Here is a 1,449-nt window from a genome sequence, read left to right on the forward strand (position 1 = left end):
GCACCTGCACGGCACCGAGCGAGAGGGTGTCCACGCGCTGGAGGAGCGGGATCACGAAGGTTCCCTTGCCGGAGACGGAGCGCATCTTGCCGGCGCCGGAGACGATCATGAGCTTATCCGGCGGGCATTTGCGCCAGCAGCTCTCGAACACCAGCACGACGGCCATGATGCCGACGGCTGCGGGGAGCAGGTTGAAGATCAAAGATTCGAAAAGCATCATAGGATTTCCTTCCCTTCAAGGGCGGCTCGGGCAGAGCCGCCCGGTTATAGATAACTTCGTCGGGGGCGGACCGGGCTCACGATCGGCACGACACCGGTTCAGTCCAACCGTCGGGACTCAAAGGCGGCGGCGATCATGTAGCTCCAGCAATTCGTATAAGAGGAGAGGCAAGGCCATCGCGAAGAGAGACGGCAGTAAGATGTAGTAAAACGCTGATCTTATAATGATGTCGTTGGCCGTCATCAGGGCCTCGAATGCTTTCAAGGCCTCGTCTGGTTCCGCATCGGAAACCGATTCGCCCTGACTGCTTTTCATATCGGCTTGTTCGGTCGCGTCGCCGACAGGCGCACTTCCGTTCAGGTCGACGTCGACGACGACATGATCACCGTCGTCGGAGATCACGGCGGCGGTCGCGTTCTCGGCGTAAGCCGCGGGCGCGATGCAGCCGAACGATGCTGCGGCTATGGCCATGGCGACGAGCAGCCCTGCCGCCCTTGCGGGTATCCTCATTTCCGTTCTCCATTCCTTTTCGGGGCGCGCCCTCCCTCGGCGCTGTCCGTTTCCCCTCAGGTGGTTATTCCCCGTATCCGGCGGCTTAAACGCCGGATACGGAAAACGGCCGGAAACAAGGCGCCCACCGAGGCTGGAGCCCGATGGGCGCGTGTGCGGCTATGTGCATGTGCGTAGATATGCCGACGTGCATGTGTTCCATTGTGCGTGTATGCGTATGTGCGATTGCGGAACCTACAGGAGCGTATCGAAACCGGGCCTGCCCAGACCCTGGCGAATGCTGCCGGTCGTGAGCTCGACGTGCGGGCGGCCGTCGGCGCCGAAGACGAGGTTCGTGGCGCCTGCCCCGGAGACCACCGTATCCACCTGCCCCGTCGTGAGATCGTATCGCATGTTGCCGACCTGCTGCTCGATATGCGCCGTGCCGTCGGGTTTCAGAACGTTCCTGATCATGGCGTGCCACCTTTACGCATATATGCGGATGCGGATGCATGGGTATGTGCGGATGCGCGGTTGAGCGTTTGCGTGTGTATGCCAAAGCGCCTGCGGGCGCATCCGCACCCCCATGGTATCAGTGCCGGGGCGCGGAGTCCTTCGAGACCTCGCGGGCAGCGTCGGCGACCTTGCCGGGCGACGGCTTCTCGGCTGCCGAGGACGCGGCGGCCTTCCGGGCGACGGCGGCGATGGAGGCCGGGGTCCTCTCCGGCCTCACCCAGCCG

Annotated in this window: 2 protein-coding genes and 1 pseudogene; all 3 read right to left on the bottom strand. The window is 63.2% G+C overall.

Annotated elements, in window-relative coordinates; genetic code table 11:
- A pseudogene (locus ACMO6A_RS11535) lies at nt 1-220 on the bottom strand (flotillin family protein); the annotation flags it as partial.
- 117 nt (nt 221-337) lie between these two features.
- On the bottom strand, nt 338-730 hold the full coding sequence (locus ACMO6A_RS11540) for a hypothetical protein (RefSeq protein WP_418471296.1): 393 nt from the start codon (nt 728-730) through the stop codon (nt 338-340).
- A gap of 234 nt (nt 731-964) precedes the next feature.
- Nucleotides 965-1,183: a hypothetical protein gene (locus ACMO6A_RS11545; RefSeq protein ID WP_418471297.1), complete on the bottom strand. Its 219-nt coding sequence runs from the start codon at nt 1,181-1,183 to the stop codon at nt 965-967.
- Nucleotides 1,184-1,449 lie beyond the last annotated feature (266 nt).

The organism is Eggerthella sp., assembly GCF_048329335.1.
Classification (GTDB): Bacteria; Actinomycetota; Coriobacteriia; order Coriobacteriales; family Eggerthellaceae; genus Eggerthella; species Eggerthella lenta.